The 24,350-nt window shown below is 59.4% G+C and carries 30 protein-coding genes, 1 tRNA gene and 1 pseudogene; 5 read left to right on the top strand and 27 right to left on the bottom strand.

Annotation, left to right across the window (positions count from 1 at the left end):
• Positions 1–11: 11 nt before the first annotated feature.
• A complete protein-coding gene (locus D3P04_RS18140) occupies positions 12–1,046 on the bottom strand; it encodes a rod shape-determining protein (RefSeq protein ID WP_119751270.1) in 1,035 nt (344 codons plus the stop codon).
• Positions 1,047–1,333: 287 nt separating this feature from the next.
• A complete protein-coding gene (locus D3P04_RS18145) occupies positions 1,334–2,896 on the bottom strand; it encodes a 2-isopropylmalate synthase (protein WP_119751271.1) in 1,563 nt (520 codons plus the stop codon).
• Between the two features lie 396 nt (positions 2,897–3,292).
• On the opposite strand from D3P04_RS18145, the gene D3P04_RS18150 reads away from it, so the two are divergent.
• Together D3P04_RS18150 and D3P04_RS18155 are read left to right on the top strand one after the other, a co-directional pair.
• The gene (locus D3P04_RS18150; RefSeq protein WP_119751272.1) at positions 3,293–3,727 is read left to right on the top strand and encodes a universal stress protein; all 435 of its coding nucleotides are present in this window, start codon (positions 3,293–3,295) and stop codon (positions 3,725–3,727) included.
• A gap of 19 nt (positions 3,728–3,746) precedes the next feature.
• Positions 3,747–5,315, top strand: a complete 1,569-nt coding sequence (locus D3P04_RS18155) for an alanine/glycine:cation symporter family protein (protein WP_119751273.1) — start codon at positions 3,747–3,749, stop codon at positions 5,313–5,315.
• Between the two features lie 105 nt (positions 5,316–5,420).
• Here the strand turns inward: D3P04_RS18155 and D3P04_RS18160 are convergent, their stop codons facing one another.
• From D3P04_RS18160 to D3P04_RS18170, 3 genes are read right to left on the bottom strand one after another with little or no spacing between them, the layout of a single operon-like run.
• A complete protein-coding gene (locus D3P04_RS18160; protein ID WP_119751274.1) occupies positions 5,421–5,672 on the bottom strand; it encodes a sulfurtransferase TusA family protein in 252 nt (83 codons plus the stop codon).
• Between the two features lie 33 nt (positions 5,673–5,705).
• Positions 5,706–6,329 carry a response regulator gene (locus D3P04_RS18165; protein WP_119751275.1) on the bottom strand — a complete coding sequence of 208 codons (624 nt, stop codon included), beginning with the start codon at positions 6,327–6,329 and terminating at the stop codon, positions 5,706–5,708.
• A 1-nt stretch (position 6,330) separates the two neighbouring features.
• Positions 6,331–7,662, bottom strand: coding sequence for a histidine kinase (locus D3P04_RS18170; RefSeq protein ID WP_182912920.1), 1,332 nt, complete (start codon positions 7,660–7,662; stop codon positions 6,331–6,333).
• Between the two features lie 275 nt (positions 7,663–7,937).
• On the opposite strand from D3P04_RS18170, the gene D3P04_RS18175 reads away from it, so the two are divergent.
• Together D3P04_RS18175 and D3P04_RS18180 are read left to right on the top strand one after the other, a co-directional pair.
• Entirely contained in the window at positions 7,938–8,483 is a 546-nt protein-coding gene (locus tag D3P04_RS18175; RefSeq protein WP_119751277.1) for a DUF924 family protein, read from the top strand.
• 89 nt (positions 8,484–8,572) lie between these two features.
• Positions 8,573–9,616, top strand: a complete 1,044-nt coding sequence (locus D3P04_RS18180) for a histone deacetylase family protein (RefSeq protein WP_119751278.1) — start codon at positions 8,573–8,575, stop codon at positions 9,614–9,616.
• Positions 9,617–9,694: 78 nt separating this feature from the next.
• On the opposite strand, the gene mltG is transcribed toward D3P04_RS18180, so the two are convergent.
• The 10 genes from mltG to D3P04_RS18230 all read right to left on the bottom strand — a co-directional run bounded on the left by mltG (position 9,695) and on the right by D3P04_RS18230 (position 18,631).
• Entirely contained in the window at positions 9,695–10,876 is a 1,182-nt protein-coding gene (gene mltG, locus D3P04_RS18185; protein WP_182912928.1) for an endolytic transglycosylase MltG, read from the bottom strand.
• Positions 10,876–12,138: a beta-ketoacyl-ACP synthase II gene (gene fabF, locus D3P04_RS18190; protein WP_119751280.1), complete on the bottom strand. Its 1,263-nt coding sequence runs from the start codon at positions 12,136–12,138 to the stop codon at positions 10,876–10,878. Before fabF ends, mltG begins: the two co-directional genes overlap by 1 nt.
• A 177-nt stretch (positions 12,139–12,315) precedes the next feature.
• Positions 12,316–12,621: a hypothetical protein gene (locus D3P04_RS18195; protein ID WP_119751281.1), complete on the bottom strand. Its 306-nt coding sequence runs from the start codon at positions 12,619–12,621 to the stop codon at positions 12,316–12,318.
• A gap of 179 nt (positions 12,622–12,800) precedes the next feature.
• Positions 12,801–14,039, bottom strand: a complete 1,239-nt coding sequence (locus tag D3P04_RS18200; RefSeq protein ID WP_119751282.1) for a Hint domain-containing protein — start codon at positions 14,037–14,039, stop codon at positions 12,801–12,803.
• 281 nt (positions 14,040–14,320) lie between these two features.
• Positions 14,321–15,334 carry an adenosine kinase gene (locus tag D3P04_RS18205; RefSeq protein ID WP_119751283.1) on the bottom strand — a complete coding sequence of 338 codons (1,014 nt, stop codon included), beginning with the start codon at positions 15,332–15,334 and terminating at the stop codon, positions 14,321–14,323.
• On the bottom strand, positions 15,331–15,993 hold the full coding sequence (gene nth / locus D3P04_RS18210; protein WP_119751320.1) for an endonuclease III: 663 nt from the start codon (positions 15,991–15,993) through the stop codon (positions 15,331–15,333). The genes D3P04_RS18205 and nth overlap by 4 nt, the downstream gene beginning before the upstream one ends.
• 167 nt (positions 15,994–16,160) lie before the next feature.
• Positions 16,161–16,682 (bottom strand): GNAT family N-acetyltransferase, encoded by a 522-nt coding sequence (locus D3P04_RS18215; protein ID WP_182912921.1) that lies wholly within the window; start codon positions 16,680–16,682, stop codon positions 16,161–16,163.
• Between the two features lie 8 nt (positions 16,683–16,690).
• A complete protein-coding gene (locus tag D3P04_RS18220; RefSeq protein WP_119751285.1) occupies positions 16,691–17,167 on the bottom strand; it encodes a DUF2948 family protein in 477 nt (158 codons plus the stop codon).
• A gap of 3 nt (positions 17,168–17,170) precedes the next feature.
• On the bottom strand, positions 17,171–18,442 hold the full coding sequence (gene murA / locus D3P04_RS18225) for a UDP-N-acetylglucosamine 1-carboxyvinyltransferase (RefSeq protein WP_119751286.1): 1,272 nt from the start codon (positions 18,440–18,442) through the stop codon (positions 17,171–17,173).
• Positions 18,443–18,631 carry a hypothetical protein gene (locus D3P04_RS18230; protein WP_119751287.1) on the bottom strand — a complete coding sequence of 63 codons (189 nt, stop codon included), beginning with the start codon at positions 18,629–18,631 and terminating at the stop codon, positions 18,443–18,445.
• Positions 18,632–18,751: 120 nt separating this feature from the next.
• Between D3P04_RS18230 and D3P04_RS18235 the strand changes: the two genes are divergently transcribed.
• Positions 18,752–18,826 (top strand) — tRNA-Thr (locus tag D3P04_RS18235).
• A 45-nt stretch (positions 18,827–18,871) separates the two neighbouring features.
• Here D3P04_RS18235 and D3P04_RS18240 read toward each other — a convergent pair.
• From D3P04_RS18240 to D3P04_RS23455, 12 genes and pseudogenes are all read right to left on the bottom strand, one after another.
• Positions 18,872–19,876 (bottom strand): tyrosine-type recombinase/integrase, encoded by a 1,005-nt coding sequence (locus D3P04_RS18240; protein WP_119751288.1) that lies wholly within the window; start codon positions 19,874–19,876, stop codon positions 18,872–18,874.
• Between the two features lie 17 nt (positions 19,877–19,893).
• A pseudogene (locus D3P04_RS23980) lies at positions 19,894–20,037 on the bottom strand (helix-turn-helix domain-containing protein); the annotation flags it as partial.
• An 8-nt stretch (positions 20,038–20,045) separates the two neighbouring features.
• Positions 20,046–20,402 carry an HNH endonuclease gene (locus tag D3P04_RS18250; protein ID WP_119751290.1) on the bottom strand — a complete coding sequence of 119 codons (357 nt, stop codon included), beginning with the start codon at positions 20,400–20,402 and terminating at the stop codon, positions 20,046–20,048.
• Entirely contained in the window at positions 20,402–20,674 is a 273-nt protein-coding gene (locus D3P04_RS18255; RefSeq protein ID WP_119751321.1) for a DUF2312 domain-containing protein, read from the bottom strand. The genes D3P04_RS18250 and D3P04_RS18255 overlap by 1 nt, the downstream gene beginning before the upstream one ends.
• Before the next feature lie 14 nt (positions 20,675–20,688).
• Complete coding sequence (locus D3P04_RS18260) at positions 20,689–20,994, bottom strand: helix-turn-helix domain-containing protein (RefSeq protein ID WP_119751291.1); 306 nt, start codon at positions 20,992–20,994, stop codon at positions 20,689–20,691.
• Positions 20,994–22,214: a recombinase RecT gene (locus D3P04_RS18265; protein ID WP_119751292.1), complete on the bottom strand. Its 1,221-nt coding sequence runs from the start codon at positions 22,212–22,214 to the stop codon at positions 20,994–20,996. The genes D3P04_RS18260 and D3P04_RS18265 overlap by 1 nt, the downstream gene beginning before the upstream one ends.
• On the bottom strand, positions 22,211–22,975 hold the full coding sequence (locus tag D3P04_RS18270) for a CCDC34 family protein (protein ID WP_119751293.1): 765 nt from the start codon (positions 22,973–22,975) through the stop codon (positions 22,211–22,213). The genes D3P04_RS18265 and D3P04_RS18270 overlap by 4 nt, the downstream gene beginning before the upstream one ends.
• 13 nt (positions 22,976–22,988) lie before the next feature.
• Complete coding sequence (locus tag D3P04_RS18275; protein WP_119751294.1) at positions 22,989–23,372, bottom strand: hypothetical protein; 384 nt, start codon at positions 23,370–23,372, stop codon at positions 22,989–22,991.
• The gene (locus tag D3P04_RS18280) at positions 23,372–23,569 is read right to left on the bottom strand and encodes a hypothetical protein (RefSeq protein WP_119751295.1); all 198 of its coding nucleotides are present in this window, start codon (positions 23,567–23,569) and stop codon (positions 23,372–23,374) included. Before D3P04_RS18280 ends, D3P04_RS18275 begins: the two co-directional genes overlap by 1 nt.
• Positions 23,566–23,727 carry a hypothetical protein gene (locus tag D3P04_RS23450; RefSeq protein WP_182912922.1) on the bottom strand — a complete coding sequence of 54 codons (162 nt, stop codon included), beginning with the start codon at positions 23,725–23,727 and terminating at the stop codon, positions 23,566–23,568. The genes D3P04_RS18280 and D3P04_RS23450 overlap by 4 nt, the downstream gene beginning before the upstream one ends.
• Positions 23,727–24,047 (bottom strand): hypothetical protein, encoded by a 321-nt coding sequence (locus tag D3P04_RS18285; RefSeq protein ID WP_119751296.1) that lies wholly within the window; start codon positions 24,045–24,047, stop codon positions 23,727–23,729. Before D3P04_RS18285 ends, D3P04_RS23450 begins: the two co-directional genes overlap by 1 nt.
• Positions 24,044–24,217, bottom strand: coding sequence for a hypothetical protein (locus D3P04_RS23455; protein WP_182912923.1), 174 nt, complete (start codon positions 24,215–24,217; stop codon positions 24,044–24,046). The genes D3P04_RS18285 and D3P04_RS23455 overlap by 4 nt, the downstream gene beginning before the upstream one ends.
• Between the last annotated feature and the right edge of the window lie 133 nt (positions 24,218–24,350).

Here is a 24,350-nt window from a genome sequence, read left to right on the forward strand (position 1 = left end):
GCGCCAATATTTCAGCTTTCGTAGTCTATCACATGACGCAGCTGTTTTTCATATTCCAATGCCTTGCCCGTGCCCAGCGCCACGCAGCTCATCGGCTGATCGGCAAGGCTGATCGACAGGCCGGTCTGTTCGCGCAGCGCCAGATCCAGCTCTCCCAGCATCGCGCCGCCACCGGTCAGGATCACGCCGCGATCAACGATATCCGCCGCCAGATCCGGAGGTGTGGATTCAAGCGCAACCATCACCGCTTCACAGATCGACTGCATCGGCTCGGTCAGGGCTTCGGCGATCATCGCCTGACTGATCTCGATTTCCTTCGGGATCCCGTTCAGAAGATCGCGGCCACGCACCATCAGCGTTGCCCCCCTGCCGTCATCCGGCATCCGCGCCGTTCCGATCGAGGTCTTGATACGCTCGGCCGTCGAATCGCCGATCAGAAGGTTCTGGTTGCGGCGCAGGTAATTGATGATCGACTCGTCCATCCGGTCGCCGCCGATCCGGACCGAGCGCGCATAGACCACATCACCCAAAGACAGAACCGCAACTTCGGTCGTGCCGCCGCCGATATCCACGACCATACTGCCGGTCGGTTCGGTAATCGGCATACCCGCACCGATGGCCGCAGCAATGGGTTCCGCGATCAGCCCGGCCTTGCGGGCACCTGCCGACAGAACCGACTGCCGGATCGCCCGCTTTTCCACCGGGGTCGCGCCATGAGGTACGCAAACGATGATCTTTGGCTTCGAGAAGGTCGTGCGCTTGAACACTTTCTTGATGAAATGCTTGATCATCTGCTCGGCGCTGTCGAAATCGGCAATCACGCCTTCACGCATCGGCCGGATCGCTTCGATGCTGCCCGGCGTCCGGCCCAGCATCAGTTTGGCGTCCTCGCCCACGGCCAGAACCTGCCGCTTTCCATCTTTGACGTGATATGAAACGACCGAGGGCTCGTTCAGAATGATCCCTTTGCCCTTGACGTAAATCAGCGTATTCGCTGTTCCAAGGTCGATTGCGATATCGGTCGAAAACAATCCCCCGAATGCCATGCCTGTCTTCCTTTCGCGCCGGTTTTTCCGGCCTTGCCCCATTTTTACCGCCACTACCGCCCTGCCCGTGGAATCGCACGGGATAAAGAAGCGTTGCCCCATATAGAGGCCTAATGCAGGTGACGAAAGCCCCAGTTGCAGCAGTTTGCGGCAATGTGCCCGGGAAGTCGGCCTAATTCACTCTTCCGCATCCGCTGCCACGTCAATCATGTTTCCGGGTTAACAGCACGGAAACAGAAATCGCGGACCGGATGACCGGGCCTGATCGGGTCCGGTCCGCGAACGCGCTAATGCGAATACATGCTGATCTGTTTCGCGTCGCTGTCCTTGCCAGTCTGCGCGCGCCGTACGATCAACCGGTTCAGGGCCCCGACATAGGCCTTGACCGAGGCAAGGATAGTGTCGGTATCCGCAGATTGCCCGGTCACGATCCGGCCCTCTTCCTCCATCCGCACGCTGACGGTCGCCTGTGCGTCGGTGCCTTCGGTCACGGCATGAACCTGATACAGCTGCAATACCGCCTGATGCGGGAAAATATCCTTCACCGCGTTAAAGCAGGCATCCACCGGCCCGTCGCCGGTCGCGTGAACCGTCTTTTCCTTGCCATCCACGATCATCGTCAGATCGGCCGACTGGCCATCGCTGCCGCAAACCACCCGCAGATGCTTGACTTGCAGATAATCGTCGCCGGTATTCGCGGCGGCATCCTGCACCAGGGCGACGATATCATCGTCATAGACCTCTTTCTTGCGATCGGCCAAAGCCTTGAAGCGCACGAAGATATCCTTGAGCTGGTTATCACCCACCTCATAGCCCAGTTCATTCAGCTTCGATCGCAGGGCGGCGCGGCCCGAATGCTTACCCATGGCGATATTGGCTGCGTTCAGACCAATATCCGCGGGTTTCATGATCTCGAATGTCTCGACATTCTTCAGCACGCCATCCTGATGGATGCCGGATTCGTGCAGGAAGGCGTTCTTGCCGACGATGGCCTTGTTGAACTGCACCGGAAAGCCCGAGACCTGAGAAACCCTGCGCGACAGACCCATGATTTTCGTCGTGTCGATATTCGTGTTGTACGGCATGATGTCATTGCGTACCCGCAGCGCCATCACCACCTCTTCCAGCGCGGTATTCCCCGCACGTTCGCCCAATCCGTTGATCGTGCATTCGATCTGCCGCGCACCGGCTTCGACGGCCGCCAGCGAGTTCGCCGTGGCCATGCCCAAATCGTTATGGCAATGGGTGGCGAAAATCACCTCATCCGCGCCGGGCACCCGTTCCCGCAACATCCGGATCAGATCGGCGCTTTCACGCGGCGCGGTATAACCTACCGTATCGGGAATATTGATCGTGGTCGCACCGCATCTGATGGCGATTTCGACCACCCGGCACAGGTAATCATGCTCGGTCCTTGTCGCATCCATGGGTGACCATTGCACATTGTCGCAGAGGTTGCGGGCATGGGTCACGGTTTGCTCGATCCGTTCGGCCATCTGGTCCTGGTCCAGATTGGGAATGGCTCGATGCAACGGTGAAGTACCGATAAAGGTATGGATTCGTGGCTGTTTCGCGTGTCTTATCGCTTCCCAGCAGCGATCGATATCGGGGATTTGCGCCCGCGCCAGCCCGCATATGACGCTGTATTGCGCCTGTTTTGCGATATCGCTGACGGCGGCAAAATCGCCCTCGGACGCAATGGGGAAGCCCGCCTCGATGATATCCACCTTCATCTCGTCCAGCATCTGGGCGATTTCCAGCTTTTCGGCATGGCTCATCGTCGCGCCCGGCGATTGTTCGCCGTCGCGCAGGGTGGTGTCGAAAATATAAACACGATTCTGATCGGTCATGGTCGTCTCTTACGCTTGAGTTTCAGGAACCCGGGCCGATGACCAGACTGAGCGGAGGCCCGGAGACCCGCTCAGCGCAGCGTAAGAAGAAGCAGACCACGGAAATTCACGGCCGGAAACGCGCCCCACGGGGCGGCAGAGGCAGTGATGATGTGTCGTTTCCGAGTCATGCCGCAGAATATGCCGCTAAGATTCCGGTTTGAAAAGAGGAAAAACATATCTTGTCCCGGCGGGTCATCCTGCGCTGAGCGGCAGCACCTGGCGCGTTCAAGTACTTACCGACCGCCCGGACCGGCACGTTTTCACTTAAGCGTTACATTTTTTCTGGCCCAAAAGCCTTTCCCCGGCCTATCCTCGATCCATCAACAATAATGATAAACGTTATCAGGAGGTAGAATGTCACGCAAAATCATCGTTGGTTTTGACGGAAGTCCGGCATCCCAGCGTGCCCTGGATTTCGCCATCACCCGCGCCAAGGCGCAGGGCGATGGCATCGTCATCGCGCATATATTGGAATGGTCTCCCTACAGTTTCCTGACTCCGGAAGAGCTGGCAGAGCGACACAAACGCCGCAAGAACGAGTTGGAGCGCGCGGAGAAGGCAATCCTTGCTCCGATGGTGGCGCGGGTCGAAGAACAGGGCGTCCCGGTCACGACGGCCCTGAAATACGGCCATATCGCCGAAACGCTCGTGCAAATCGCAAAAACCGAGGATGCAGCCATGATCATGATCGGCAGAATGGGGCATTCGGGCCTGTCGTCACGCATCTTCGGCTCGGTCGCCGGTACGCTGGCACAGGTCGCCCCGGTTCCAGTCACGATTGTGCCCTGAACGGCAAGGAGTTTCCATCATGACATTACGTGCAGCACAACTGCTTTTCGCCGCGATTGCGTTGACCATTGCTGGAACCGCGCCCACGCTGGCACAAGGTTTCGAAGAACAGTTCGACACATATTTCGGCCACGCAACGGGTTGGTTCGTCAATATCATCTTCTATTCCTTCGATATCGGAGGGATTTCCATCCCGTGGATCGTCGGATGGCTGGTTATCGGCGCGACCATCTTCACGATTTATTTCGGCTTTATCCAGTTCAGGATGGTGTCTCATGCCATTGCGCTGGTCAAAGGCGATTATTCCGATCCGAACGATGCGGGCGAGGTCAGTCATTTCCAGGCGCTCGCGACCGCGCTTTCCGGCACTGTCGGGCTTGGCAATATCGCCGGTGTGGCGGTCGCCGTCGGGATCGGCGGACCCGGAGCCACATTCTGGATGATCGTGGCGGGCCTGCTGGGCATGGCCTCGAAATTCACGGAATGTACGTTGGGCGTGAAATACCGCAATGAATACGAAGACGGTACCGTCTCGGGCGGCCCGATGTATTACATGACCAAGGGTTTTGCCGAGCGCGGCCTGCCCGGCGGTAAATTCCTGGGCATCATGTTCGCGATCTTCTGTATCCTTGGCTCCTGGGGCGGGGGCAATATGTTCCAGTCCAATCAGGCCCATGCCCAGATCGCCAATGTGATGGGGTCGTTCGGAATCGAAAGCTTTCCCGGCTGGATTACCGGGCTGATCTTTGCGGTCATCGTGTTTCTGGTCATCATCGGCGGGTTGAAATCGATTGCGCAGGTAACCGAAAAGGTCGTGCCTTTCATGGGCATCCTGTATGTCGGAACCGCAGTGGTCATCATCCTGATGAACTACGATATGATCGGAACCGCTTTCTCGCAGATCTTCGCCGGTGCCTTCACCGAAACCGGTATCGTCGGCGGCGCAATCGGCGCACTTATTCAGGGTTTCCGTCGCGCCGCGTTCTCGAACGAGGCGGGCGTCGGCTCCGCCGCCATCGCGCACTCGGCGGTGCGCACCAAGGAGCCGGTTACCGAGGGTTTCGTATCGCTGCTTGAACCCTTTATCGATACGGTGGTTATCTGCACCATGACCGCCCTCGTCATCATCATCACCGGCCAGCTTGTCTCCGACCCGGAAACCGGGCTGTTCGTTCTGAACGAAGCCGGCGACGCGATCAAGACAGTGGATGGCAGCAGCGGCGTTGAACTGACATCCGCCGCCTTCAGCAGCAACTTCAGCTGGTTCCGCTACCTGCTGGTCATCGCGGTGGTGCTGTTCGCCTTCTCGACCATGATTTCCTGGAGCTATTACGGCCTGAAAGCATGGACCTATCTGTTCGGTGAGGGGCAGACGAAAGAGATCATCTACAAACTGCTGTTCTGCTTCTTCGCCTTTCTGGGAGCGACAATTCAACTGGGTTCGGTGCTTGATTTCTCGGATGCGGCGATTTTCGCAATGGCCATACCCAATATCATCGCGCTGTATTGCCTGCTGCCGATCGTCAGAAAGGATATGAACAGCTATATCTCGCGCCTGCGTTCAGGCGAAATCAAGAAATTCGTCTGACGGCATCGGCAGACGAAGCGAACGGGGCGGGCGCAGCAAAGCGCCCGCCCTTTTCGGATCCGGGGGCCGTCGGAAACGATCAGGCCCTGGTTGCTCCGGCTTACGCTAGCGCCCGAGAGAGCAGATTGCCCCTTTTTCAATGGTATATTCCCGCGCCCCTTCACCCAGCTCCCGCGTCGCAAGCAGGCGATGCCCACCTTCCGCGCAGAAATGCGGCACATCGATTATGGCTGCCGGATCCGTCGCGATCAGCCTCAGCCTTGCCCCTTGCGGCAAGGGAAGCAACCGCTTGCGCAGCCGCAGCACCGGCAGCGGGCAAAGCAGGCCACGGGCATCCACAAGATCGTTTTCACACATGAAAAGGCACCCAAATCTCGGGCGGATATGGCATTATACGCCACTTTCCAGCGCAAATTTCATCAGCCCGTTGATCCCGTCGACATCCAGTTTCTTCTTGAGAGAAGAAGACGTGTTGGCCGCCGTCTTGTAGCTGACGCCCAGTTCATCTGCGATAGCTTGCAGACTAAGGCCGCGTCCGATCAATGTCAGTACCTGCCGTTCGCGATCGGATAACGCACCCAGCGGATCGGCCGATGCCCCGGCACGCAGAGTGGCCAGCGCAACCGCCTGCTTGGCCGACAGATAGAACTCTCCGGCTTCCAGCCTGTATACGGCATCGCGGAACTCGGCAGGTGGGGCGTTTTTCGACAGGAAGCCATGCGCGCCGGATTGCAAGGCCCGCGCAGCGAAACCGGTCTGATCGTTCATCGAGAAGATCAGGATTCGCGCATCCGGAGCCGCTTCCTTCAAAGGAGCGATAAGATCCAGCCCATCCTTTCCGGGCAGGCTGATATCCAGCACGATCAATGCGGGCGCAGACCCATCGGCCAGCTGTGCCAGCGCTTCCTCGCCAGACATTGCTTGTCCGACCGGATCATATCCCAGGTCGCGCAGCAGCCGGCTGGCACCGAGATGGGTGATCGGATGATCGTCGATGACTAATGCGCTTTTCATATCATGACCTCACGCGGTCCCAGGCCCGAGGCAGACTTGCCTTGATCGTGGTTCCAGTATCTCCGGACGACAGCTCCAGTATCCCGCCCAGCAAGGTGATCCGCTCGCGCATCCCGGTCAGCCCGGTGCCTTCGCGGCTGTCTTCGGCGAAGCCTTTGCCATCATCGCTCAGGATCATGCGCCAATGCGCCGGATCGGTCCAGAGGCGGATCGTCACATTCTGCGCCTCGGCATGACGCAATGCGTTGGTTGTGCCCTCCTGCAATATGCGGAACAGCGTCAACGCGGTCGCCTCGTCAGGTTCGGGCAGACCGGAAACGATATCGAGATGAATATGGATATCGGGGAAACGCCGTTCCAGATCGTCGACATAATCGGACATGACCGTGGACAGGGGCAACTGACCAACCGCGCCCGGACGCAGATCGTCCAGCAGAGTGCGGTTCACACGGGCGATTTCCTCGGCAATCGAGGCGATTGCGCTGGCATGTTCGGCAACGGCGGGATCCGAGGCAGCTTCGGCCAGGGCATCCGCCTCGACCCGCAACCCGAAAAGGCAGGGGCCCATTTCGTCATGCAGATCCCGGGCGATGGCCTTTCGCTCTTCGTCGCCGCGGCTGACCACCCGGCGCTGCAACCGCCTGCGATCCTCCTGCGCCTGTTCAAGGGCCGCGGCAAGCCTGTCCACACCCTCGGCCACGGGAACAAGATCGGGCTGGGACAAGAGCCCGATCCGGGTATCAAGCTCACCATTGGCCAAATCTTCAAGCCGGGCGGCGATGATGCCAACGGGGCGCAGCGCATGTCTGGTGGCCAGAATTATCAGCAAAGCCTGCGCCACCGCGGCCAGCGCAGCAAGCCCAAGCGTCGTCCGGATGCTGTGCCATGCATCCGCGATCCCTATTGTGGGATCGGTGGCGATATGCACGAAACCACGCAGCCGCCCTCCGGCGGTGACCGGTACACGGGTTTCCTGCAGCTCCGGCGCGACCAGGGTGGCGAACCAAGCGGGCGCCGAAACAGGAGAATCGTTTTCCGCCTGCGGTTCACGAATGACACCTTCGCGCGGGTCAAGAATAAGGATACTGGTATGACGGGGCGGAACCAGTCGTTCAGGCAGCGCCGTCATCAATTCTTCGGGCGGCACCGCAGCTTGCAATGTCCCGATGGTCGCAAGCACCAGCGAGCGCGCCGTCTGTGCGCCCTTGCGCGTCTCGAGCGCGATTTCCGCTCGCAGGCTGCCCAGATTGGCGGCGGCCAACGCTGCGAACAACATGACCTGCATGGCGAGGATCACCAGAAAGATGCGTGTGATAAGGGGCAAACGGCTCATGGCCGCAGCTTGGCGCAAGCAAATGGCGGCGTCCATGCCGATATTCAGCACACCGGATCCGAGACCGCTTTTCACAGGCACCACCGGGTTTCAGCCGTTGCTCGCGCAGGCAGACAACGTCTCTGTAATTTCCTGTCCGGATCATGCAAAGTGATCTGATCCGGCCCCGAAATGCCGGCAGATCATCAAGCCGTCATTCGATGACGTCACCGTCCGATACGATACGGGATGCAGCGTAACATGCTGCCTGCACGCAACCAATCAAGGGAATCGCCATGACTGTCAAAACCCCGCAAGATGTTCACGAATTCTGGTTCTCGGACGGGATGAAACCTTACTGGTTCCAGAAATCCGACGAGATCGACCGCCAGATCATCCAGCTTTTCACCCCCACCTACGAGGCCGCCCATGCAGGGCGTCTGGATCACTGGGCGGGGAATGCACAGGATGCGCTGGCGCTTGTCATCACGCTCGATCAGTTTCCGCGCAACATGTTCCGCGGCAATGCCCGGTCATTCGAAAGCAACGATCTGGCGCTTGGTCATGCTCGTCATGCATTGGAGCAGGGTTTCGATCAGGAATGCGACGTGACCGCACGCGCGTTCTTCTATCTCCCATTCATGCATAGCGAAGACCTGGCGGATCAGGAGCAATCGGTCAAACTGTATGAAGCACTCGGCAATGCCAATTCCTTGCATTTCGCCCGCGAACACCATGATATTGTTCAGCGTTTCGGCCGCTTTCCGCATCGCAACGCAATACTGAACCGCGAGAATACGGATGACGAAACCGAATTTCTGAAAACCCATAGCGGTTTCTGACTGACGCGCGCGTAAGGCCGGGACCGGGATCGGGCATTCCCGGTCTCTTCTGATCCGGGCCGGATACAGATGAACGGAAAGGAATGCCGATGACCACCCTGCCCTGCTTCTATGCTCCTGAAACCGTGGCACATAATCCACGCTTCTGGATACTGCGCGGTGTGCCTTCTCCCAACAAGGAACTGCCCGAGCGGGCCGACCGTCTTCTGGCCGGGTTGGCGCGGCTGGGGTTGGAGCCCCTGACGCCTCCGGAATCCGACCGCGCCGCGATGCGTGCGATACATACACCGAACTATCTGGATTTTCTGGAGAATTGTTGGAAAGAATGGCAGAGTTTTCCCGGTGCGGGGGCCGAAGTGGTCGCCAATCTGCATCCCCAGAAATCCACGCCAACCTATCCCGAAGGCATAGTCGGCCGCGCCGGATGGCATATGTCCGATACGGCCTGCCCGATCGGGCGCGACACATGGGCGGCGGCGATACGCGGCGTCGACACGGCGCTTGCAGCGGCGGGCGCGGTGATGGACGGCGCGGATTCCGCCTATGCACTTTGCCGGCCGCCGGGTCATCACGCCGATGCGGATACCGCGGCAGGGCATTGTTTCCTCAACAATTCGGCCATCGCGGCGCAGGCCCTGCTTGAGCAGCATGACCGGGTGGCTATCCTTGATATCGACGTGCATCATGGCAATGGCACGCAGGAGATTTTCTACGACCGGGCGGATGTCCTGACCGTCTCCATTCATGCCTCGCCCGAGGATTTCTATCCCTTCTATCTCGGTTACGCGCATGAGACCGGACGCGCAGCAGGAGAAGGCTGCAATCTCAATCTGCCACTGCCAAAGAGACAGGGAGACGAGGACTGGCTTGCCGCAATCTCGTCAGGATTGAACCGGATCGAGGAATTCAATCCCGGCGCGATGGTTCTTGCGCTTGGGCTGGACGCGCATGAAAATGATCCCCTGCGCGGCCTGTCGGTCACGACCGGGGGGTTCGGGCGGGCCGCCAAACTGATCGCGGAGGCTGGATTGCCGACCGTGATGGTTCAGGAGGGCGGATATCTGTCCGACGACCTGACGGAAAACATCCACGCCTTCCTTGCCGGCTGGATCGGGGCAAGACAGAACCGCTGACCTGTCAGCGTTTCCATCATCTTCGGGCAGTGCGAAGAGCTGCCTCGTTAAGATGAGGCAGCACCACCATTCCCAGCATCACCCGCCGCCCTGAACCGGGCTATCCGTCGACTGGCCCCTTTGCCGCTCGATCTCGCGCCAGCGGGCGACATTGGCCTCGTGCTCTTCCAGAGTGCGCCCGAATGCATGTCCGCCCGAACCGTCCGCCACGAAGAACAGATAATCCGTCTCGGCCGGATTCAGCGCCGCCCTGATCGAGGCGCGGCCCGGATTGGCGATAGGCGTAGGTGGCAATCCGTCGACGCGATAGGTATTATACGGTGTCGTCTGGTTCAGTTCCGAACGCCGCAATCCCCGATCCAGCACACCCTCGCCTCCGGTAATGCCATAGATTACCGTCGGATCGGTTTCGAGACGCATTCCCTGTTCCAACCTGTTGACAAAGACGCTGGCAACCTGTGGCCTTTCGTCCGGTACCCCGGTTTCCTTCTCAACGATAGAGGCCATGATCAGCGCCTCTTGCTGGGTTTCGTATGGCAAGCCGAAAGGACGCGCCTCCCATTCCTCGGCAAGGATCGTGGCCTGACGCTGGGCCATTCTGGTCAGAAGCGCCTCACGATCTTCGTTCTTCTCGATCTCGTAAGTATCCGGGGCAAGGCTGCCCTCATCGGGTATTTCGTCAATCTCGCCCGACAGGAATCCGGCGCCTTTCAGCCCCTGGACAACCTGCCAGCTCGTGGCCCCTTCGGCCAGGGTCATGCGTATCCGGGAATCTTCCTTTTCCTGCGCGGCAATAATTGCTTCCGGCGCATCGCCCTTACCGGGATCATACCGGTCCCGCTCTTCATAGGCGCCGGTTTCGGGATTGATGTCGCGCAGAAGTATCGTGTTCTCGCGCACACCGATGCGCAGAATCACCTCGGTGCCGCAGGTCGAGGGACCACCGCGGGTAACCGTTTCCACGATATCTTCCATGCTGGCGCGCGGGGGCATCAGATAACTGCCAAAGCGCAAGTCACGCGACTTCTCCATGTAATCGGCGCCTGCGCGGAAGATATAGGCGCTTGAAATCGCGCCCTGTTCGGCCAATTGCTTGCTGACTGCATTCAGGCTCGCGCCGGGCGCGATCTGGACGCATTGCGCAATCTCGCTGGGCCCGGCACCGCTGAATTCACGCTTGGCCCATGCCACCGCGCCCGCAAGCACCACCAGAAGCACGACCAGCAGCGTGAAAAAATTCGAGGCGATATTGCGCCAGATCATCCATCAACACTCCTCAGCACCAGCGACGCATTGGTGCCACCAAAGCCGAAGGAGTTCGACAGCGCGATGTTCACTTTCCGGCGAACAGCCGCGTTGGCAGCGAGATCCAGCTTGGGCTCTACCGCCGGGTTGTCCAGATTGATCGTCGGCGGGCAAATCTGGTCGCGGATAGCCAGCACGCAGAAAATCGCCTCGACCGCCCCGGCAGCACCGAGAAGATGCCCGATGCTCGATTTGGTCGAGGACATGACCACGTTCCCGACCGCATCACCCATCAGCCGCTCGACCGCGCCCAGTTCGATAGTATCGGCCATGGTACTGGTGCCATGCGCATTGATATAATCGATCTGATCCGCGCCAATCTCGGCCGAACGCAGCGCGTTCTGCATCGCCCTGTAGCCGCCATCGCCATCCTCGGCAGGGGCGGTAATATGATAGGCATCGCCCGACAGGCCATAACCGATCACCTCGGCATAGATTTTTGCGCCGCGTGCCCTGGCATGTTCGTATTCCTCCAGCACGACGACGCCTGCGCCCTCGCCCATCACGAATCCGTCACGGTCCTGATCATAGGGACGGCTGGCGGCCTGCGGATCATCGGTTCGCTTGGTCGACAGGGCCTTGCAGGCATTGAAGCCGGCGATCCCGATCTCGCTGATCGGCGCCTCGGCTCCGCCTGCAATCATGACATCCGCATCTCCCAGCATGATCAGCCGGGACGCATCGCCGATGGCATGCGCACCCGTCGAACACGCCGTCACCACCGCGTGGTTCGGCCCCTTGAAACCGTAACGGATCGAGACCTGCCCCGAGATCAGGTTGATCAATGCGCCGGGAATGAAGAAGGGCGATACCCGCTTGGGTCCGCGTTCCTTGATCAGCACAGCCGTTTCGGCGATCGAGGTCAGCCCACCAATGCCCGAGCCGATCATGACCCCGGTACGCAACCTTTCCTCTTCACCTTCAGGCTCCCAGCCGGCGTCTTTAACCGCTTGCTCGGCGGCAGCCATGCCGTAAAGAATGAAATCATCTACCTTGCGCCGATCTTTGGGCGGCATCCAGTCATCGGGATTGAACGTGCCGTCGCTGCCATCTCCAAACGGAATTTCACAGGCGTATTTCGTCACCACCTCAGAGGGATCAAAACGCGTGATCGGCCCCGCGCCGGATTTACCCGCCAGAAGCCGTTCCCATGTCGCATCGACGCCCGAGGCGAGTGGCGTGACCATTCCAAGACCGGTGACAACAACCCTGCGCATGCGGATATCCTTCAAGCAAATTCACATTCCCGACCTGATACACGCGGGCAGTGAAACGCGCAACGCCAGTTCATCAGGCGGGTTCGACAGGTCTGTCGGCATCACGTCCGGCGGGAAGGTCGAAATATGCCAATGCAACATCAGGCAAACTGCAAAGGCGCGCCGGGCAGGTCCTGCCTATTCCGGACGCCTGCCCAGTATCGGAGGATCAACCCTGTCGGCTGGTGAAAGCGGAGCGGGGGGCACATGCCGGAACAGCCATATCCCCAACCAGATCAGCAAGGCGCAAATCGCGATAATGGCCCAGTATGGCCACCCGTCGGAAGAGGTAACAGCTCGGAAAAACAACCGATCGGCGGGCGTCTTGCAACCTGCGGTAGCCATCCCGCAAGCATATGCCAGCAGCATGTAATATCCCGCCGTGACCGCAAGCGCCCCGGCCGTGCCCAGCAGCGTCAGGATAACTCCGAAAACCCTGCGCAATCCTGAATCCTTTACCGCCGTCCCGATCACCGCCTGAGACGGTCATGCCGATATAGATGTCAGCTATCTGTTTGTTAAGAAAAAATGCTGCGAGCTTCGAGAGGAGCAGATTGCTTCTATCGGCCCTGTCGATGACCGCCCTGATCGCGCATGGGATCAGGGCGGCTGTCCGATCTCGATTATCTATCCGCCAGAACGGGCTGTTTGTTGCGTGCATGGCGCATACCGAGTTTGCGCCCCGCTCTGCCATTGCTCAGCGGACGCACGGTGGCCGGGGCTGCGCCGGTAACCTGTATATTGCCCAATTCCGGAAACAGGCTGAAGATTTCCTCTCTTGCAGCCTTGTCCAGTGTTTTCAGCGCTTCAGGGCCGGTGTAAAGGCTCTCTGCCTCGGCGCCATTCGCCAGGATGACCTCATGACGGTCGAACAGCATGTGAAAATATTCGACATCCGCGATGTCCCCGGCGATCTCGATCCCGTCAATTTCCAGCAGATGCTTGGCGGCGACCAGAACCTCCAGCGCACCGAACATGCGCTGCGCGATCTTTGAGCGGACCAGCATGCGATGCTGCGGGCTGACCAGAAGATCGCATGACGGACGGTTTTGACCCAAAGCATCCCGGCGAATACGGATCGGCTGCATCCGAGGCATTCTCTGCAACTCGTCAGCGGACAATTTGCGCGAACCGATCCACCGGACCGGCTGCAACCCGTGATCGCAGGTGAAAACCAGATCACCTACGCGCAGTTCTTCAATCGCCACCGCGCCACGATCGGTCTCGATCAGCGTTCCCCGGACAAAGCAGGGAAAAGCCGCTCCGCCATCCGAATCCATGATGGTCGAAGCAAGCAGCGCGCCTCTGCCGCCATTCAGCGGGGACTCTCCGTCATAAGAGGTATATCCGGCATCGATACTGGCCTGCTGACCGTGTTCAGCCATCGACGCGCCAAGATTATCCATGAAATCTTGCGAATACTGGATCAACAATTCCTCGGGACCACCCGATGCAGGACGCACAATCGCAAACTGCCAGGTTCCGGGAACATAGACCCGTTCGCCGTCGTCGAAGGTCACGAACATGAAATGCGTTCCGCCCCCAGCGGTATAATAGGGAGCCTGATTGCCCGTATCCTCATATTTGATGTTATGGGCGAGATATTGTTCGCCTTCGACATAGACCGGCACGTTATTGTATTCGTGCGGATCCTGTTCACCGGTATTGTTATAAGGATTTGCGGGATCGTTGGTATAAGGCAGACGCGCCTCGGTACCGGCTGAATCTGCGGTCACCTCGACGGCTTCGCTTTCCCAATCGGCCCTGAACTTGAAGGTGCTATATTCTGTTGGATAAGACGGGTTGGGTTCGACCTGCCGTTCGAATGCGGTCATGGTGAGCAGGAAATGATTGCCTGACATGGCGACTCCTCCACTGGTTAACGCGATTACTCAGAAAACCGCCCGCTACTCGGATCACATGACGATTCCCGTCGCACAAAATGCTTACACAGCAGTAAGCGAAAATCACAATCATGGTTAACAGTCAAGCGAACACAACCTGGCACAGAATCGTTTTTGTGATCACAACTCAAGACTGTGGGAAAATACCCCTTGGGAGGCGCCTCATTCAGAGATGCGAAGGCTCGTCATTCAGGCTGACAGCCTTGTATAAAATGCGGAAATTCGGCTCTTTGCGCCGGTCAAGCCAGTCCCGCCGCGCGGAAATCGGCCATCACGTCGCGCTCGGGCCTGGGTCCGACATGGCCGATCACTTCGGCCGCAGCGATGCAGCCCATACGTCCCGCGACTTCAAGCGAGGCGCCCGTGGCCAACCCATAGATCAGGCCGGCGGCAAACTGGTCGCCCGCGCCGGTCGCATCAACCGGGACCACCTTCTGCACCGGCGCGATGGCACGCTGACCGTCACGAATAAGAATCGCATCCTCGCCCGAGCGTGTGCAGATCACCGTACCGCAATCGGCAACGGCTTGTTTCAACGCGGTCTCGAGATCTTCGGTCTGGTAAAGCGACGTCCATTCCTGGGCATTCCCGATCACGTAATCCATCGGACCGGCCACCAGCCGCCTGAAATCCTCGCGATGCCGGTCCACGCAGAACGGATCCGACAGGGCGATCCCGGCGCGCCCGCCAGCTTCGTGACAGCATTTCGCGGCTTTCAGAAACGCCTCTTTTCCCTTGGGCTTGTCGAACAGGTAGCCTTCCAGAAACAGCCAGCCCGCGCCATCGAACACTTCGGGTGCAACATGCTCTGGCCCCAATTCTGTCGAAATACCCAGATAGGTATTCATCGACCGCTCACCGTCCGGGGTGACAAGGATGATGCTGCGCGATGTGGGCAGCACATCCCCTGGAACCGGAGGATTGACAAAGCGAGTCCCCGCCTCTTCGGTCTTGCCGGCATAGATACGGCCCAGCGTGTCATCCGCAACCCGTCCGATAAAGGCGGTGCGCAGTCTGAATGCGCCGATCCCGGCCAGAGTATTGGCCACCGATCCCCCCGGCACCAGCCGCGCAGCATCCCGCCCCGGCCCGTGATCATCGGCCTGCGCGGCCATCAGGAACTCGGACCGCTCGCGCTCGATCAGTTGCATGATGCCCTTCTGCACGCCCAAATCCTGCAGCCGGGCATCGCTGGTGGGAGAGATCACATCCATCACCGCATTTCCGATGCCGATCACATAGGGGGTTGTCATATCGTCTTCTCCTCATAGGGGCACAGGTCGGCGATGATACAGACCGCGCAGCGCGGGCGGCGGGCCTGGCAGATATAACGGCCATGCAGGATCAGCCAGTGATGGGCATGCTGCTGGAATCTTACCGGTACATTATCCTCGATCGCGCGCTCGACCTCGTTCACGTCGCGACCCGGAGCAAGACGAGTTCGGTTCCCAACCCGGAAGATATGCGTGTCCACGGCCTGCGATGGATGGCCAAAGGCGCAATTCAGAACGACATTCGCAGTCTTGCGTCCGACACCGGGCAAAGCGGTCAATGCGGCCCGGCTGTCCGGCACTTCACCACCGTACTCATCCACGAGGATCCGCGACAAGGCGATGACATTCTTCGCCTTTTGCCGGAAAAGCCCGATGGTTTTGATATACGCGGTCACGCCCTCAAGTCCCAGTTCAAGCATCTTTTCGGGCGTATCCGCCACGGCGAACAGACCCTTCGTCGCCTTGTTCACCCCCACATCGGTCGCCTGTGCCGACAATGCGACGGCCACGACCAGCGTATAGGGATTGGTGAATTCAAGCTCGGTTTCGGGATGTGGATTCGCCTTTTCGAGCCGCGAGAATATCGCGACCTGATTGGCAAAGGGCAGTGCAGAGGGCAAGCGTCGTGACTGAACCATGGCATCGCGGTTTTGACCCTGCCCGCGCCGTAATGCAAGCTGCTGATGCATCAAATGCGGGATGAATTTGCCCTTTTCTTCTTTGGGGCAGCCTCGCTATTCCGGATCCGGGCGAAGCTTCGGCATGATCCGGCAATGCCGGAAAACCTGCAGCTGCAGGAAGTTTCTCACAGACGATCGTCTGGAACGCCGAATGGCAGGATCATCTCGATCTCCGGTGCGCCGCGGGCATTGACAAGGCCCTCTCTCCCGGTTTCCACAAACCCCAAGCGACGATAAAGCGATATCGCATGGCTGTTCTCAGCAAGAACATGCAGCCCGGCCGAAGTCATGCCTGCGGAAACTGAGTCGTTCAGCACTGCACGGATCGCTGCTTCGGCAAAACCGCGTCCTCGCGCTTTTGGGCGGGCATAAACCGATAACAGCCAGCCACGCTGGAGATCTCGTGCATCCAGTTGTGCCTGCCACGATGCGACGGCCAAAGGCGATCCGATCTCGGCCCCCGCCGCGAAAGTTGGAACCTTATCCAGCCTTGCCGCGAAATCCGCAAGAGGACGGTCCTGCCAGTCGGTCAAGACCGTGTCGAATGATTCTGCCGCAACTCTCAGGCTTTCGAGGCGGATTTCACGCCATTCCCCGGCGCGACCGGAAGAAAGCCGCCAGTGTCTGATCACCTCTTCTTTGCTCAAATATCCGCTCAGTCCGGATGCTCCGGCGCCTTGCCTGACGGAGCAAGATATGGCTGCGTCACATCCCGCAGGTCCAGATTGATGCATTCGACATCGGCAAGCAGAGTCCCGTCACCGGCAAATTGCAGTGACAGCCGTCCGGTACCATCCTCCCCCGGCTCCCATGTCAGTGCCAGCAGCTCCAGCACCGTCCCGTCGCTGCGGTCGATGCCGTCGCTTTTCAGCGACATCACATCCCCGATGACCAGAACCGACCGGACCCGTTCGTATCCCCTTCCCTCTGCGCGTGCCTGATCGGCATCCTCCCAGCGGAACCGGTTCAGCAACAGGGCCAGCCGCCGCGCCTGCGGGTCATGGCTGATTTCCGAACCCGGCAGGATCGCGTCCTGAACAAGCGCCGAGATGATCCGCAGATCGGTCTCATCCTCGGCTTTCAGCGCCATCGGACGCGGATCAGCATCAGCGAAACGGGCATCTTCCACCATGGTCTATTCCTCCTTTACGCGCTCGATAAGAGCCCCAACCCCACGCAGCTTCCGCACGACATGTTCATAGCCCCGGTCAAGATGATAAACGCGGCTTACCGTGGTTTGCCCCTCGGCAGCCATCCCGGCAAGGATCAGGCTGACCGAGGCGCGCAAATCCGTCGCCATGACCGGAGCACCGCGAAGCTGCCGGACGCCGGTGACCTTGGCCTGACCGCCATGAACCTCGATCTGCGCCCCCATGCGGGTCAGTTCAGGAGCATGCATGAAGCGGTTCTCGAAGATCGTTTCTTCCAGCACGCTGCTTCCCTCGGCCAGGCACATCAGCGCCATGAACTGCGCCTGCAAATCCGTGGGGAATCCCGGATAGGGCGCGGTTGCCACATCGACCGCGCGCACGCGGCCATTCTTGCGGGCGACCTTCAGGCCGCGCGGCGTCTCATTGATGCTGATCCCCGCCTCATCCAGCTTTTCACAGAAAGCCGCCAGCAGATCGATCCGCCCACCCAGAAGCTCGATTTCACCGCCGCACATGGCCGGGGCCAGCATATAGGTTCCCAGTTCGATCCTGTCGGTCACCACGGGATGCGTCGCTCCATGCAGGCTGTCGACGCCCTGAATGGTGATGGTACCCGTGCCCTCACCCTCGATCTGCGCCCCCATCCTCCGGAGACATTGGACCAGATCGACGATCTCGGGCTCTCGAGCGGCATTCTTCAGGACCGTGGTACCGCGTGCCAATGTGGCCGCCATCAGCGCATTCTCGGTCGCGCCCACGGAAACCAGCGGAAATTCGAATTCGGCCCCTTTCAGCCCCGCGGAAGGCGCCTTGGCATAGACATAACCGTCACGCAGATCCAACTCGGCGCCCATCGCCTGGAGCGCGGACAGATGCAGATCCACCGGCCTCGCGCCGATTGCGCAGCCGCCGGGAAGCGAGACCTCGGCCCGACCCTCCCGCGCCAGCATCGGCCCCAGAACAAGGATCGAGGCCCGCATCTTGCGGACGATGTCATATTCGGCCCGGTGGCTGGTCAGCGCATGGCTGGACATGGCCAGAACCTGCCCGTCCTGCAAGCTGGTCACCTCGACCCCCATGCTTTGCAACAGCGCCGTCATGGTGCGGATATCCGACAATCGCGGCGCATTGGTCAGCGTCAGCGGCTGATCCGTCAGAAGCGTCGCGGGCATCAGGGTAAGGCAGGCATTCTTCGCCCCGGCGATCGGGATTTCGCCCTGCAGGGGGCCGTTTCCCCGAACGATAATCTGGTCCATCTAGCTTTCGTCTCCGCCTGTATCGTTACTGCCGCCGGTCTCTTGCGCGCCTTTCCCGGAACGGGCCCGCGCCTGCGCCTTGCGCCGCGCCAGATTGGCGCGCAGGGCCGCCCGCAGCCTGCCCTCGCGGGTGTCTTCCGCGTTTTTTCCCCTTCCGGGTCGGCGTCTTTCCTTTGACCGGTCTTCCATCTGTTCCTGTTACCGCCCTCATGCGTCACAGTCCAGCGATGCCGTCAATGCATTCGCCCGGTTTTTCCCGCATTGCCCCCTTGCGTGCCGCCTGGACATTGTCTAAACGCCCTGCACGGCGCTGCTGTAGCTCAGTGGTAGAGCACTCCCTTGGTAAGGGAGAGGTCGACAGTTCAATCCTGTCCAGCAGCACCATATTTTTCAATAGCATAGCGGTCATTTTAGGGATTGCTTTCTGGTTCATTGAACCGTTCGAGGTTTCAGAAATTCCAGGGCGTCAGATGCTTTGCGCAGGTATTCCGGCGAGAATCGGGCGTAAGTTGAACGGGTTACGTTTGGATTCGTATGCCCTAAATACTGCGCGACTTCCTCAATATCGACGCCAGCTTCAACCATGAAGCGCCCAGCAGTTCGGCGCAGATCATGCGGGGTGCAATGCGCGATGCCAGCACGTTTCACGGCAGCATTGAAACCGGTCTTTATCGACTTCACCTGTCCCCCACCCCATTCGATCACATAGCGTGACAGCGCGGTTTCCTGCGCAGATTTAAGGGCGGCCATGAGCGTATCGTTCATTGGTACCGTTGCGCGGCCTTTCTTCGGGCCAATGTCGTTCGTCGCCAGCTTTATCAGGCGCCGGTCGAAATCTACCCGATCCCATGTCAGTTCGAGAAGCGCGCCGATCCGACCGGCAGTGGTCAGCATCAGGAGCATGGCCAACTTGATGTGAGGTTCGGCGGCGGCTTCGAGCAGCGTCGTCACTTCGGTGTGTGACAGATACCTTTCCCGCGGCGGCGGTGTCTGTGGCAGTTCAATGCGCGGGACAATAGAAATCGTACGGTTCATGGAGGCCCATTTCAGCGCAGTGCGCAGGCAACCCAATTCGCTCCTGATTGTGGCGTCCTTCCGGCCGGCGGCACGGCGATCCGCGATATATTTCCGGCTATCCTCGATAGATAGATGATCCGGGGACAAATGGCCTAGGGCAGGAAGGAGGCTGCGGCCAGCATATTCCATCTTGGATTCTTGCCGCCTGCCCTTCATTTCCGACTTATATGCGTCCCAGATCTGCGCCACGGTTATGCCCTGCCTTGGGGCAGTGTGCTTGATGATGGCGTCTCGGGCTTCTCGCTCGGCCTCTTTTGCCGTGTGTGCCGCAAGGCGATAACGTCGCCGGGTTCCGTCGTCGTCATTCCACATGACGACAAAGCGCCCCTTGAGTCGCCCGATTCGATAGTCCCGCATGACTCGTATTCCTCCACTGTAGCTTGAGTGATCCTCATCATGCGTCCAACGCGGAACGCAGACAACTTTCCCGTGCGGATCAGGGAACGGACGGTTTCACCCGAGCAGCCCCAACGCTCGGCAAGCTGGTCTGGGGTATATGGGCGGGCCGGTTCTGCCATGCTTTGCCTCACTCACTGTCGCGCAGGACGGTCTGACCGTTCAGCTTGCGCTTGAATTTTGAGCCCCGGCCGCCCGGAATGACCACTCGGCGCGCGCTCTTCGCACCGAAATGCTTGGCTCTGACCCGATTCGCCTTGGCGATCTGTGCAGCGTCGGCGCCGGTTTTGGTCCGGTGGCAGGACTTGTGCGCGGGAGCAACATTAGACTCATCGTCAGCACCACCCATCGCGAGCGGAATGATATGTTCCCGCTCCCATGCTTCCCCGGCATAGATCTTCACCCCGCAAATATGACAGATTCCGCCATGGGCTTCGAATAATGCTAGGCTGCGTTTCGCTGTCCAAGTCTTACGCCGAGCCATCATCACATCCCCAACGCTTCGCGGTACAGGTCCAGCACGGCCTGTTCCTCGGCCAAGCTGTCCTTGTCGCGGCTGCGTTCCTTGATGATCTGGCGGAGTGCCTTTGTGTCGAAGCCACGGCTCTTGGATTCCGCGAATACTTCCTTGATCTGCAAAGCAACGTCCGCCTTCTCCTGTTCAAGCCGTTCGACGCGCTCGATGAACTGGCGCAACTCCGAGGCCGTCACCTCATAAGCTTTGCTGTTGTGGCCCTGCCAATCCGGATCGTCTTTCATCTTGGTCTTGTCGGTCACCTTTGTGCCTCCTGATCGGAGACGCGCCAGCGCACTGCGCTGCGGCCAGAGGCGTTGGTACCGCGCTTACCGGAATCGACCAGCTTACCGGCCTTTGCCAATTCGGAGATCCGTGGGCGGACGGTTAAAACCGATAGGTTCATGACCTTGGCGATCTCATCCGCAGTCAGCGGGCTGCCTATCGCGATCATCAGCCTAATGATCTTGTGGCGCAGTATGTGGGTCCTGGAGGCCGCATGATCTGCTGCCGCCATGCTGCTGAGCTGGCCTTTCCAGCCGACTTCAGTATCAGTGTAGGGCATCACTCACCCCCTTCCCCATCCCGCTCCGCGACGAACGCCTTGAACTCATCGATCATGGCTTCATATTCGTCAGGCTCGGCGTTCCGGATATCGGCCAGCTGGACCTCATACATTTCCAGCGTCTCATCGAGCGGTGCGCCGTCAGTCAGATCATTCTTGATCAGATCGGCAATCTTCTGGATCATCTCGGAAACAGAGAAGCCACCAAACATGGAGCCCTGCCCTTCATCGTCCTCCTGCGCCTTGGACTGACGGCTCGGGCGATCTTGATGCGGGGTCTTGTCGGTGTGATCCGGAGCCTTCGCAGTGCTGCGCTTGGGCTTCTCGGCCTCTTTCTTCGGCGCAGGTTCTGGCTCCTTGGCTTCAGCCTCCGGTTCGGACTGTCCCTCGTCCTCTGTCGTTTCATCCTCGATGAAGTCGCCTTCGATGGTCGGCCCGTCACTTGGGTTCTGAGCGAAGGACGAAAAATCGACATGCTGATCATCCACGGTCAGCGCATCGCCAAGCTTGCCGCCATCCAGCTCTATGCTGATCGGCAGATACTTGAATAGCGACCGGACGGCCGTCTTGGCTGCCATTTCATGCTGGTGCGCGATCCACGGGCTGTCCTTCTTGTCGTATTTGATCGCGGTCCTGTAACCCTGCGACGCATCGCGAATGGCCATGACCTCATCCCAAGGCAGGACAACAAATGCCTCGCCGTCGGTCAGCTTCGCATGGCAGTACGCATAGATCGGGTTCTCGCGCTTGCCCTTGGGCCGGTGGCGAAGATGTTGATCGGAACCATATTCGAAGCTGAACTCATCATCCGCGTAGACCACGTCGCCATGGATGTTGACGATGTGCCCGGAACGACGGGCCAGATCGATCATGCCCTTGTAACCCAGGACAAGCTGAACCTCGGTGATCCCTTTCCGCTTGTTCTTGAACGGAATCAGATACGCATGACCCAGCGGCGTGTTCGGTTCCAAGCCGAGGCTGGCACAGGTCATCATTGAGCCAAGGAGCGACAGCGGATCACAATCGCCAAGCTGCGGAGTTGTGCGCATAGCATTCGCCATCAGCCTCATCATCCGCTCGGGCTTCATATGCGATGCTGCGACCGCGGAAAGCTGTCCTTTGGCCTGATCGTTGACCAGCAATTCGCGCACATTCGCAACCTGCCGAAGCGGTTTGGCGGCCGCGCTGTTGCGTGGCCCTGTGGTGACGGGGGCGTTCATGCGACAGTCCTTTCCTCAAGCCACGTGACGCCCGGAATGTCGGACGGGCCGTCCTTGCGGCGGCGCGCGGCGGTGCAAAGCCGCTCGATCTCGGCACAAATGACGGGTGAACTATCCGGATCATTCAGCAAGAAGCTAAAAGCCCGGCGCGCAGCGCTGTGATCGTCGATCTTGGCGCGATAGGTGGTGCGCGCGGACATCGTACGTCCTCCGCCGGTGGCACTGGCAATCTGCGCCTTCACTGGCCGAGCGGCGGCTTTCGTGGCCTTGGCAGCGGCTTTGGCGGCTTTTTCCGCTTCGGCCTCAGCAATCACGTCGTTACGGGCCTCTGCTTCGCGGCGCAACCGATCGGCTTCCTCCTGCTGACGGCGGGCTTCTTCCTGCTTTTTCAGACGTTCCTCATCCAGCTGGCGCTGCTTTTCAGTCTGAAAGGCAGCAAGAGGCTTTTTCAGTTTTTCAGCCAACTTTTCGAGCGGGGCAGTCAGAGACTTGAACTTGACATCAACAGCAGTGCCCGCGTCCAAATGCGGCTGTTTGGCCTTCTTCCGGGCAGCCTCGACATCCTTGTATGCCGCGCGTGCCTGCGTAAGAAAATCGTTAACCTTTCCCGCCTGCTCATCGTCAGAAATCACTTTCAGATCGAGCCAGGCGCCGCCGGCATCGGCAAGTTCGCGGATCCGGGCCTGCAGCTTCTCGACCACTTCGGGATCATAGGGAAGCTGGCTGTTGTGACCGATTCCGGCCGGGTTCAGATCGTCCATTAGAATCTCCTATTCAGGGACGGATGGCGGCCATGTTGGCCAGATCGACAGCGACATGGGTTGCCGCCATTTTGGGAATGCTGATATGCGCGCCGGTCAGGCCGTCATATTCCTCGGCAGTGATGGCGCGGCAGTACAGCCAGAGTTTGGCCGGATCGCGGGGTTCACCGTTGCAGATCGCGCGTAGCCTCTCATCTGTGACGAGTTCGCCGGTGTCTGGATCCACCTGTTGCTCAAGCCAGATTTCGACAGCAACAAACGGGCCGTTGCGAACCATACGGATCTTGTAAAAACCGGGCTGTGGCTCATCCTCAGTGCGCGGGACGCGTTCGCCTGCAACGGTGCGGGACCAAAAATCGTACTGTGCTTCGCGTGAGGTGGGCTGGCGGATCGGCATCAGACCAGCCCGGCGCGTGTGGCAAGCCATTCGGGAACCTGCATCAAATGAAACTCTTTGATCTCGTGACGATCTTCGATTTCAACCTGCGATTTCGGAACCCACTCGGCCTGGTGTTTCGCATCCGGCGTCACGAGCCATGCCTTATCCGTCTCGTTGAGGATCCGGACTTCGACAGTGATTATATCGCCGCTCATTCGCCGGTCCCCCGTTTCCCTGACAGCCGCGCGATCAGGGTCGAAACCTCGAATGGCAGGAGCGCGAGAAGCGTCACCCAGAGCGGGATTTCATGCGAAGTGGCGCCGTGGCGGTCCACATCCCAATCCAATTGTTCTTCGAGCTCACGCAGCCGCATCAGTTCGACTCCGCCATGCAGACCGCAAAATAGTATTCCGCGAAGTCGGCCGGTTCTTTCGTTTGCAAGAGGCCAACGGAATAGCCTGACAAGTAAGACGATACCGCCATCCGCTCGGCCCAAATATTGCCACCCACGTTGGCCGCGGTAATCGCCTCATCAGCACCGTCGATGATCGAATACATTTCGATCCCGTCTTCGACACCGATGTAGGCAAGGTTTGCAGACTGCGTGCAGATGCTTTCCTTGACTTGCGCAGTTCCAGCCAATGCAGGCTGACAAGCTGACAACACGCAGATAGCGAATAGCGCCGGTTTCATGCCGTCACCTCATCATCGGCCGGAAGCCAGCCGCGGCAGAACGCGGCAACGTCGCCCATGTGATAGTCCGCGCCATCTTCCCCGTTGTTGCCGTCGAGGAAGAAGTATCCGCCGGAGAAGGTCGCCTTGCGCGGCTCCTTCTGGATCAGGTTCGCGTCGGTTGGATGCAAAACGATCTGTCAACGGCGGAGTAAAACCCGGCCACGCGGCGGCGCAAAAGTCTGCCAGTTAGCGGCACAAGCACGGAACGTCGGGAGGGCGTAGCCCGACCAGAGTTCCGTGCTTGTGCCGTTGGCATTTTTT

It is taken from the genome of Paracoccus onubensis (genome assembly GCF_003591515.1).
Classification (GTDB): domain Bacteria; phylum Pseudomonadota; class Alphaproteobacteria; order Rhodobacterales; family Rhodobacteraceae; genus Paracoccus; species Paracoccus onubensis.

Bases quoted from the DNA above. Each gene is read 5' to 3' on its own strand.
- D3P04_RS18155 (WP_119751273.1), top strand. From the start codon at position 3,747: ATGACATTACGTGCAGCACAACTGCTTTTCGCCGCGATTGCGTTGACC.
- D3P04_RS18260 (WP_119751291.1), bottom strand. From the start codon at position 20,994: ATGCCCTACACTGATACTGAAGTCGGCTGGAAAGGCCAGCTCAGCAGC.
- D3P04_RS18230 (WP_119751287.1), bottom strand. From the start codon at position 18,631: ATGGAAGACCGGTCAAAGGAAAGACGCCGACCCGGAAGGGGAAAAAAC.
- D3P04_RS18165 (WP_119751275.1), bottom strand. From the start codon at position 6,329: ATGAAAAGCGCATTAGTCATCGACGATCATCCGATCACCCATCTCGGT.
- D3P04_RS18240 (WP_119751288.1), bottom strand. From the start codon at position 19,876: ATGCGGGACTATCGAATCGGGCGACTCAAGGGGCGCTTTGTCGTCATG.
- D3P04_RS18140 (WP_119751270.1), bottom strand. From the start codon at position 1,046: ATGGCATTCGGGGGATTGTTTTCGACCGATATCGCAATCGACCTTGGA.
- D3P04_RS23450 (WP_182912922.1), bottom strand. From the start codon at position 23,727: ATGCGGCTGCGTGAGCTCGAAGAACAATTGGATTGGGATGTGGACCGC.
- D3P04_RS18145 (WP_119751271.1), bottom strand. From the start codon at position 2,896: ATGACCGATCAGAATCGTGTTTATATTTTCGACACCACCCTGCGCGAC.
- D3P04_RS18255 (WP_119751321.1), bottom strand. From the start codon at position 20,674: ATGAAAGACGATCCGGATTGGCAGGGCCACAACAGCAAAGCTTATGAG.
- D3P04_RS18205 (WP_119751283.1), bottom strand. From the start codon at position 15,334: ATGACAACCCCCTATGTGATCGGCATCGGAAATGCGGTGATGGATGTG.
- murA (WP_119751286.1), bottom strand. From the start codon at position 18,442: ATGGACCAGATTATCGTTCGGGGAAACGGCCCCCTGCAGGGCGAAATC.
- D3P04_RS18275 (WP_119751294.1), bottom strand. From the start codon at position 23,372: ATGCCGATCCGCCAGCCCACCTCACGCGAAGCACAGTACGATTTTTGG.
- D3P04_RS18265 (WP_119751292.1), bottom strand. From the start codon at position 22,214: ATGAACGCCCCCGTCACCACAGGGCCACGCAACAGCGCGGCCGCCAAA.
- D3P04_RS18200 (WP_119751282.1), bottom strand. From the start codon at position 14,039: ATGTCAGGCAATCATTTCCTGCTCACCATGACCGCATTCGAACGGCAG.
- D3P04_RS18160 (WP_119751274.1), bottom strand. From the start codon at position 5,672: ATGTGTGAAAACGATCTTGTGGATGCCCGTGGCCTGCTTTGCCCGCTG.
- D3P04_RS18250 (WP_119751290.1), bottom strand. From the start codon at position 20,402: ATGATGGCTCGGCGTAAGACTTGGACAGCGAAACGCAGCCTAGCATTA.
- fabF (WP_119751280.1), bottom strand. From the start codon at position 12,138: ATGCGCAGGGTTGTTGTCACCGGTCTTGGAATGGTCACGCCACTCGCC.
- D3P04_RS18285 (WP_119751296.1), bottom strand. From the start codon at position 24,047: ATGAAACCGGCGCTATTCGCTATCTGCGTGTTGTCAGCTTGTCAGCCT.
- D3P04_RS18280 (WP_119751295.1), bottom strand. From the start codon at position 23,569: ATGAGCGGCGATATAATCACTGTCGAAGTCCGGATCCTCAACGAGACG.
- D3P04_RS18270 (WP_119751293.1), bottom strand. From the start codon at position 22,975: ATGGACGATCTGAACCCGGCCGGAATCGGTCACAACAGCCAGCTTCCC.
- D3P04_RS18220 (WP_119751285.1), bottom strand. From the start codon at position 17,167: ATGGTGGAAGATGCCCGTTTCGCTGATGCTGATCCGCGTCCGATGGCG.
- D3P04_RS18170 (WP_182912920.1), bottom strand. From the start codon at position 7,662: ATGAGCCGTTTGCCCCTTATCACACGCATCTTTCTGGTGATCCTCGCC.
- D3P04_RS18150 (WP_119751272.1), top strand. From the start codon at position 3,293: ATGTCACGCAAAATCATCGTTGGTTTTGACGGAAGTCCGGCATCCCAG.
- nth (WP_119751320.1), bottom strand. From the start codon at position 15,993: ATGGTTCAGTCACGACGCTTGCCCTCTGCACTGCCCTTTGCCAATCAG.
- D3P04_RS18175 (WP_119751277.1), top strand. From the start codon at position 7,938: ATGACTGTCAAAACCCCGCAAGATGTTCACGAATTCTGGTTCTCGGAC.
- D3P04_RS18180 (WP_119751278.1), top strand. From the start codon at position 8,573: ATGACCACCCTGCCCTGCTTCTATGCTCCTGAAACCGTGGCACATAAT.